A 6748-nucleotide genomic window follows, 5' to 3' on the forward strand; every position below is an offset into this window, starting at 1 on the left:
GGTCTAGGCCGCCCGTTTGCGCTTGCGGTCGGGCGTCACCGCCTCTTCGGCAAGCATTGCCACCGCCTGCCCAAGGCCAAGCGATTCCTGGTCGCGCGAGCCGAGCCGGCGGATGTTGACCGTCTCCTCCTCCGCCTCGCGCTTGCCGCAGACGAGGATAACCGGAACCTTGGCCAGGCTGTGCTCGCGGACCTTGTAGTTGATCTTCTCGTTGCGAAGATCGGCTTCCGCCAACAGTCCGGCCGCCTTCAGCTGCGCGACGACCTTTTGCGCGTAATCGTCGGCATCTGAGGTGATCGTCGCCACCACCACCTGCAGCGGCGCGAACCACAGCGGGAAATGACCCGAATAATTCTCGATCAGGATGCCGAGGAAGCGCTCCATCGAGCCGCAGATGGCGCGATGCACCATCACCGGCTGCTTCTTTTCCGAATCGGAGCCGATGTAGAAGGCGCCGAACCGTTCCGGCAGGTTGAAATCAACCTGCGTGGTGCCGCATTGCCAGTCGCGGCCAATGGCGTCCTTCAGCACATATTCGAACTTCGGCCCGTAGAACGTGCCCTCGCCCGGATTGACGCCCGTCTTGATCCGGTTGCCCGACCGCGCCGCGATCTTGTCGAGCACGTCCTGCAGCACGCCCTCGGCATGATCCCACATCGCATCGGTGCCGACCCGTTTTTCGGGGCGGGTCGCCAGCTTGACGGTGATTTCGTCGAAGCCGAAATCGGCATAGGTCGACAGGATCAGGTCGTTGATCTTGATGCACTCGTCGGCGAGCTGTTCCTCGGTGCAGAAGATGTGGGCATCGTCCTGGGTAAAGCCGCGCACGCGCATCAGCCCGTGCAGCGCGCCGGACGGCTCATAGCGATGCACATTGCCGAATTCCGCAAGCTTTACCGGCAGATCGCGGTAGGACTTCAGCCCGTGCTTGAAGATTTGGACGTGGCCGGGGCAGTTCATCGGCTTCAGCGCAAACACCCGGTCGTCGTCGGTGTCGTCGCCGGCAACCGTCACCTTAAACATATTGTCCCGGTACCAGCCCCAGTGGCCCGACGTCTCCCACAGGCTCTTGTCGAGAACCTGCGGCGCGTTGACCTCCTGATAGCCCTGCTCGTCGAGGCGGCGGCGCATGTAGTTGACCAGGTTCTGGAACATCCTCCAGCCCTTGGCGTGCCAGAAGACGACGCCCGGCCCCTCTTCCTGGAAATGGAACAGGTCCATCTCGCGGCCGAGCTTCCGGTGATCGCGCTTTTCGGCTTCCTCCAGCATGGTCTGATAGGCGTCGAGCTGCGCCTGATCGGCCCAGGCCGTGCCGTAGATGCGCGTTAGCATCGGGTTGTTGCTATCGCCGCGCCAGTAAGCGCCGGCCACCTTCATCAGCTTGAAAGCGTTGCCGATCTGGCCGGTCGAGGTCATATGCGGGCCGCGGCAAAGGTCGAACCAGTCGCCTTGCGCATAGATCTTGAGATCCTGATCTTCGGAAATCGCGTCGATCAGCTCGAGCTTGTAGCGCTCGCCCTTGTCGGCAAAGATTTTCTTCGCCTTCTCGCGCGACCACACCTCTTTGGTGAACGGCTTGTTGCGCGCGATGATCTCGCGCATCTTCTTCTCGATCACCGGGAAATCGTCGGGCGTGAACGGCTCATTGCGGGCAAAATCATAGTAGAACCCGTTCTCGATCACCGGACCGATGGTCACCTGCGTACCCGGCCACAATTCCTGCACGGCCTCGGCCAGCACGTGTGCTGCGTCGTGGCGGATAAGCTCCAGCGCGCGCGGGTCTTCGCGGGTGATGATCTCGACCTTGCCGGACTTGCCGAGCGGATCGGAAAGATCGCGCACGACGCCATCGATCGCGTAGGCAACGGCCTTCTTGGCCAGCGACTTCGAGATCGATTCCGCCAGGCCGGCGCCGGTCATCGCGGCTTCATAGTCGCGGACGGAGCCATCGGGAAATGTCAGGGAAACGGAATTCAGCATAGAGTTCTCCTATCCAGTCCCGCAAACGAGCGCGGGTGGTGAAATGCATGTCGCCCAAAAGTGCGTAGCGGTTTTGGGGCGACCACATGCATAAAAGTAAAAGCCGGATGCGTCCGGCGGCAGTCTTTTATGGGCAGATTCCCGCGTCGTAAAGGCGGGTGGTGGATCACTTAGTCTTGTTTGATGAGATTCGGCAGCTCTTTCAGGAACATCGCACGCGTCTGAGGGCCCTTGGGCGTGTCCGATCGTTTCGTGTCGACCACAAGGCGGGCAAAGACGATCTTGCGGCCATCCTTTTGCGCCCAGCCGACAAACCAGCCAAGCGAGCGGTCATCCCTCACCTTGTCGGCGTCGTTGCGAAGCCTTGTGCTCCCGGTCTTGCCCTGCACCGTCCAGCCACCTGCCTGGAAGGTCGGCAAGATCGCCTTGGTCATCGCGAAGGCCTTGTCCGAAACCGGCAGGTTGCGGTCAAGCAGCCGACGCAGGAAATTCACCTGTTCGACCGGCGAAATCTTGAGGGAAGAATTCACCCAGGACCGGGTGAGGCTATCATTCTTGCCGGCGTTGCCAGAAACATCCGTGTTGCCGTAGTCGAATTTCGACACGTAGCCGGCAAAGCGCTCGCTGCCGAGCCGGCGGGTGATTTCCCGCGAAAACCACAGCACCGAGTCCTTCTCCCAGATCGTCGGGTCGACTGTTTTCTGGTCCCGCTTCACCGCATTGAACTCCGGCTTGTAGTCCCATGCCGGCGTGTGCTCGTCGATTAGGATTCCCGCATCATAGCCGATCAGCGACAATGGGACCTTGAAAGTCGAGGCGGGACTGAAGCGCTGGTCGCAAACCCCTTGCCGATACAGCGTTTCGCCGCTTGCAGCATCCAGGATCAGCGTGCATTCAACGTCGTTCTGCGGCGCGGATTGAGCGCGGATCGGAAAGCCCAAAAACCAAGCCAGAAGGTAGAGAACCAAGGCGAAGACGAATGGACGGCGGTCTATCTGGCGCATTTGGCAATCTCTCCTGAGGCAGGTCAGGAGCGGCTTAGCGAGGCGTCTTGTCTCGATTTTGTCTTAAATGCGCAAGATGCGGTCAAGCTTAGCAAATCGTAAAGATCTGCCCGATTGCCCACGCCCCTACCGCCATCAGTCTTCCGGGTCACGCTTTTTTCCGATCCGCCAATACCGCCAGGGCGTGAACCAGACATAACGGTCTTCCAGCACTTCCGGCACCCGGTCGATACCATGCGTGCCGAACGGTCCGCAGCGCAGCACCCTGAAAAGCCCCATCCAGCCACCCGCCCACAGGCCGTGGCGGGCGATCGCTTCATGCGCGTATTCGGAGCAGGTTGGCAGGTGCCGGCACGAATTGCCGACAAAACCGGACAGCGTCAGTTGGTAAAAACGCACGAGCGATGTGCCCAGCAGGCGGCCGGGCGTCTTGCGCCACGGGCCGGGCCAGTTGCGCCCGCGCTGGAGCGACCTGGCGACATGCGCATGCCCATGTTGGTCGCGCACCGCATTCTCCGCATCGCGTTTCCTTGCACGATAGATGTGGACTTCGACCAGAGAACGCAATCCCCTTCTGATCACCGCCCTGTTGTCCGCCTCAGGCGCTTGGACGGCGGGCGGGATACCGATCGGCCAAGATATGCAGCGAGCAGCCGCGCTCTCTTCGCAGCGTCCGGCATATGGCGGCCTCGCGCCACGCGCTTGAAATGTCGCGACCCGGATGACATCGCCAAAAATGCTCAGAAAATGGATCATGGCCTCATCTCTTTTGAGTGTCGATTTGACCCCTGCTGGCCTTCATCCTCAAACGAGTATAGTTTCCACCTCGGATAACTTGAGATTATGCAAATGAAGCGCGGGCGCCTTCCCCTGACAGCATTGAGGAGTTTCGAAGCCGCCGGCAGGCAGCTGAGCTTCAGCCGGGCGGCCGACGAACTCTTTGTATCCCAAGCGGCGATCAGCCGTCAGATCCGCGAACTCGAGCTGTTCCTGCGCCAGCCCTTGTTCGTGCGCCACCATCGCCGCGTCGAGCTTACCGACACCGGCCGGCGCTTGCTCGATCAACTCGTCAGAAGTTTCGACGCAATCGATGGGCTGCTTTCGGAAATGATGGCGACGCCGGCCCAATCCGTGGTCTGCGTCAGCGTCGAGCCTTCGCTTGCCGCATCCTGGCTTGTGCCGCGGCTCAATCGATTTCGCGAGCTGCGGCCGGATATCGACATTTCCCTCGACGTCGACCCGCGCCTGATCGAGTTCCGCAGCGATCAGGCCGAACTCGCTCTGCGCTTCAGCGCCCACAGCACGTCATGGCCGCGCAGCGAGGCGGAATGCCTTGCTTCGGTCATCTATTCGCCTGTGCTGTCGCCAGCTCTTTCCGCGGCCGGTCCGGCACTGGAAAGCCCGGCCGACCTGCGGCGCTACACCTTGCTGCATGAAGAAAATCGGCAGAGCTGGGCTCGCTGGTTCGAGGCAGCAGGCGTAGCCGCGGATGAGATGCCGGAGCGTGGCCCGTTGCTGGCGGACGCGTCGCTGTCGAAGCAGGCCGCCGTGCTGGGGCACGGCGTGGCGCTGGCTGACCTTCTGCTGGCCAAGGAGGAACTGGCGACCGGTGCGTTGATCAAGCCATTCGGCACCGACATAGTTTGCGGCGCCTATTGGCTGGTTGCCAGGAGCCTGCGCAACCTATCCGAACCGGCTGCGGCGTTCGCCGAATGGGTCCGGGTCGAATTTGCCGAAAGCAAGCGTTCTCTGGAAGGTATTTAAGCTGCCTGTTCGGCGCGCTTCTTCTCGATCTGGCCGATCGCGTCGACCACGGCATCGAAGGTCAGCATGGTCGAGGCGTGGCGGGCCTTATAGTCGCGCACCGGTTCGAGATATCTCAGGTCGGCGAAGCGGCCTTCCGGCGGCGCGCCGTTTTCCTTCAGCATCTTCAGCATCGTCTCGCGAACGCTGCGCAATTCATCCGCGCTGGCGCCGACGACATGCTGCGCCATGATCGAGGACGACGCCTGGCCAAGCGCGCAGGCTTTAACGTCATGGGCGAAATCGGTGACGACGCCGTCATCCATCTTCAGATCGACGGTCACGGTCGAGCCGCACAGCTTGGAATGCGCGCGCGCGGTTGCGTCGGGATGGTCGAGCCGGCCGATCCGCGCGATATTCCCGGCAAATCCCAGAATTTTCGCATTGTAGACATCGTCGATCATATTTTTCCAATCCGTCGCCGCCGAGCGAACAGCGATTGCCGCTGACGGTCTTCCTTTCGCTCGGCACGATCATATATAATGCTGGTAGTCGGGTATGGACAAGGCAACCAACAACCTCGTCCGTGCTCAAATCAAGTTCACGCCGCTTACGGGCTGGAAACAGGGCACGTTTCCAACACCCGAAAGGTCGTGGTCCGTTCAACTCGTTCCTCCTGAGAGAGGAACTACGGGAGACGCCTTTATGGATGCCGTCATCAAGAAATTCATGCCCCCCTCCGCCTATCTGGAAAAGCCGGTCACCGACCGGCCGAGCGAAGCCGAAGCCGAGGCCGCGGTTCGCACGCTGTTGCGCTGGGCCGGCGACAATCCGGACCGGGAGGGCCTCGTCGACACGCCAAAGCGTGTGGTGAAGGCCTATCGCGAAATGTTCGGCGGCTACGACAAGTGCCCGGCCGAGGAACTCGGCCGCACCTTCGAGGAAGTCGCCGGCTATGACGACCTTGTCCTCGTCAAGGATATAACGTTCCATTCGCATTGCGAGCACCACATGGTGCCGATCATCGGCAAGGCGCACGTCGGCTATTTGCCGGACGGCAAGGTTGTCGGCCTGTCCAAGATCGCGCGCGTCGTCGATATCTTCGCCCAGCGCCTGCAGACCCAGGAAGCCATGACCGCACAGATCGCCGGCGTCATCCAGGATGTGCTCAATCCGCGCGGCGTCGCCGTCATGCTCGAAGCCGAGCATATGTGCATGGCCATGCGCGGCATCCGCAAGGAGGGCTCCACGACGCTGACCTCGACCTTCACCGGTGTCTTCAAGGACACGCCCGAGGAACAGGTCCGTTTCGTCACCATGGTGCGTGGCGGCAGGGGCTGAAGACCCCCGCGGTCGCTAGCCATGATACCGAAAAGTGGGAACCGGTTCTCGGACAGGATCATGGCCAAACAACAAGACAGAGCCTCGCCCATTCCGATCCTATCGGAATGGGCGAGGCTCTGAACAAGGACCGGCGATGTCGGCAGTGGAATTTCCGAAAGCTCCATCAGACAAGAAGGCACTGGAAGAAAGCACGGTCTTTTCGCCGCGCTTCGATGCCAGCGGCCTCGTCACCGTCGTCGTTACGGATGCCGAAGACGGAATGCTGCTGATGGTCGCGCATATGAACACCGAAGCGCTGGCGCTGACGCTGGAAACCGGCATCGCTCATTACTGGTCGCGCGCGCGCAGCGCTCTGTGGAAGAAGGGCGAAACGTCCGGGAACGTCCAGACCGTCGTCGAGATGCTCACGGATTGTGACCAGGATGCCATATGGTTGCGCGTCAAAGTGATGGGCCACGACGCAACCTGCCACACCGGCCGGCGTTCTTGCTTCTATCGGACGGTGGGACTGATCGACGGCAAGGGGACGCTTGCCAGCGACGGCAGCAAGCCGCTGTTCGATGCGGAAGAAATGTATCGAAAGCCCCGTGAACCATCCAAATGAACCATTCGCCGAATTGCAACCACGTATATTCATGATTTCGATACTGCCAGCCTCTATGTTGGCAGTCGGACAA

7 protein-coding genes are annotated in these 6748 nt (G+C 61.0%); 3 read left to right on the forward strand and 4 right to left on the reverse strand.

Annotation, left to right across the window (positions count from 1 at the left end; all coding sequences use genetic code 11):
• Positions 1-3: 3 nt before the first annotated feature.
• From thrS to yidD, 3 genes are all read right to left on the reverse strand, one after another.
• Positions 4-1980, reverse strand: coding sequence for a threonine--tRNA ligase (thrS, locus tag EOC93_RS31865; protein ID WP_127206598.1), 1977 nt, complete (start codon positions 1978-1980; stop codon positions 4-6).
• A 170-nt stretch (positions 1981-2150) separates the two neighbouring features.
• Positions 2151-2984, reverse strand: coding sequence for a class D beta-lactamase (gene blaOXA / locus EOC93_RS31870; protein WP_127206599.1), 834 nt, complete (start codon positions 2982-2984; stop codon positions 2151-2153).
• A 135-nt stretch (positions 2985-3119) separates the two neighbouring features.
• Positions 3120-3491 carry a membrane protein insertion efficiency factor YidD gene (gene yidD, locus EOC93_RS31875; RefSeq protein WP_126106361.1) on the reverse strand — a complete coding sequence of 124 codons (372 nt, stop codon included), beginning with the start codon at positions 3489-3491 and terminating at the stop codon, positions 3120-3122.
• Positions 3492-3833: 342 nt separating this feature from the next.
• Between yidD and EOC93_RS31880 the strand changes: the two genes are divergently transcribed.
• The gene (locus EOC93_RS31880) at positions 3834-4748 is read left to right on the forward strand and encodes a LysR substrate-binding domain-containing protein (RefSeq protein WP_127206600.1); all 915 of its coding nucleotides are present in this window, start codon (positions 3834-3836) and stop codon (positions 4746-4748) included.
• Here EOC93_RS31880 and EOC93_RS31885 read toward each other — a convergent pair.
• Positions 4745-5191, reverse strand: coding sequence for an iron-sulfur cluster assembly scaffold protein (locus EOC93_RS31885; RefSeq protein ID WP_126106359.1), 447 nt, complete (start codon positions 5189-5191; stop codon positions 4745-4747). The two genes, EOC93_RS31880 and EOC93_RS31885, sit on opposite strands and share 4 nt — an antisense overlap.
• A gap of 241 nt (positions 5192-5432) precedes the next feature.
• Here EOC93_RS31885 and folE point away from each other — a divergent pair, with 241 nt between their 5' ends.
• The gene (folE, locus tag EOC93_RS31890) at positions 5433-6068 is read left to right on the forward strand and encodes a GTP cyclohydrolase I FolE (protein WP_126041635.1); all 636 of its coding nucleotides are present in this window, start codon (positions 5433-5435) and stop codon (positions 6066-6068) included.
• A gap of 136 nt (positions 6069-6204) precedes the next feature.
• Positions 6205-6675 (forward strand): phosphoribosyl-AMP cyclohydrolase, encoded by a 471-nt coding sequence (hisI, locus tag EOC93_RS31895; protein WP_127206601.1) that lies wholly within the window; start codon positions 6205-6207, stop codon positions 6673-6675.
• Positions 6676-6748: the final 73 nt, after the last annotated feature.

Origin of the sequence: Mesorhizobium sp. M6A.T.Ce.TU.002.03.1.1, assembly GCF_003997275.1 — a bacterium.
Lineage (GTDB): Bacteria > Pseudomonadota > Alphaproteobacteria > Rhizobiales > Rhizobiaceae > Mesorhizobium > Mesorhizobium mediterraneum.

Coding starts and splice junctions, on each gene's coding strand:
- thrS (WP_127206598.1), bottom strand. CDS start 1,980: ATGCTGAATTCCGTTTCCCTGACATTTCCCGATGGCTCCGTCCGCGAC.
- blaOXA (WP_127206599.1), bottom strand. CDS start 2,984: ATGCGCCAGATAGACCGCCGTCCATTCGTCTTCGCCTTGGTTCTCTAC.
- EOC93_RS31880 (WP_127206600.1), top strand. CDS start 3,834: ATGAAGCGCGGGCGCCTTCCCCTGACAGCATTGAGGAGTTTCGAAGCC.
- EOC93_RS31885 (WP_126106359.1), bottom strand. CDS start 5,191: ATGATCGACGATGTCTACAATGCGAAAATTCTGGGATTTGCCGGGAAT.
- folE (WP_126041635.1), top strand. CDS start 5,433: ATGGATGCCGTCATCAAGAAATTCATGCCCCCCTCCGCCTATCTGGAA.
- hisI (WP_127206601.1), top strand. CDS start 6,205: ATGTCGGCAGTGGAATTTCCGAAAGCTCCATCAGACAAGAAGGCACTG.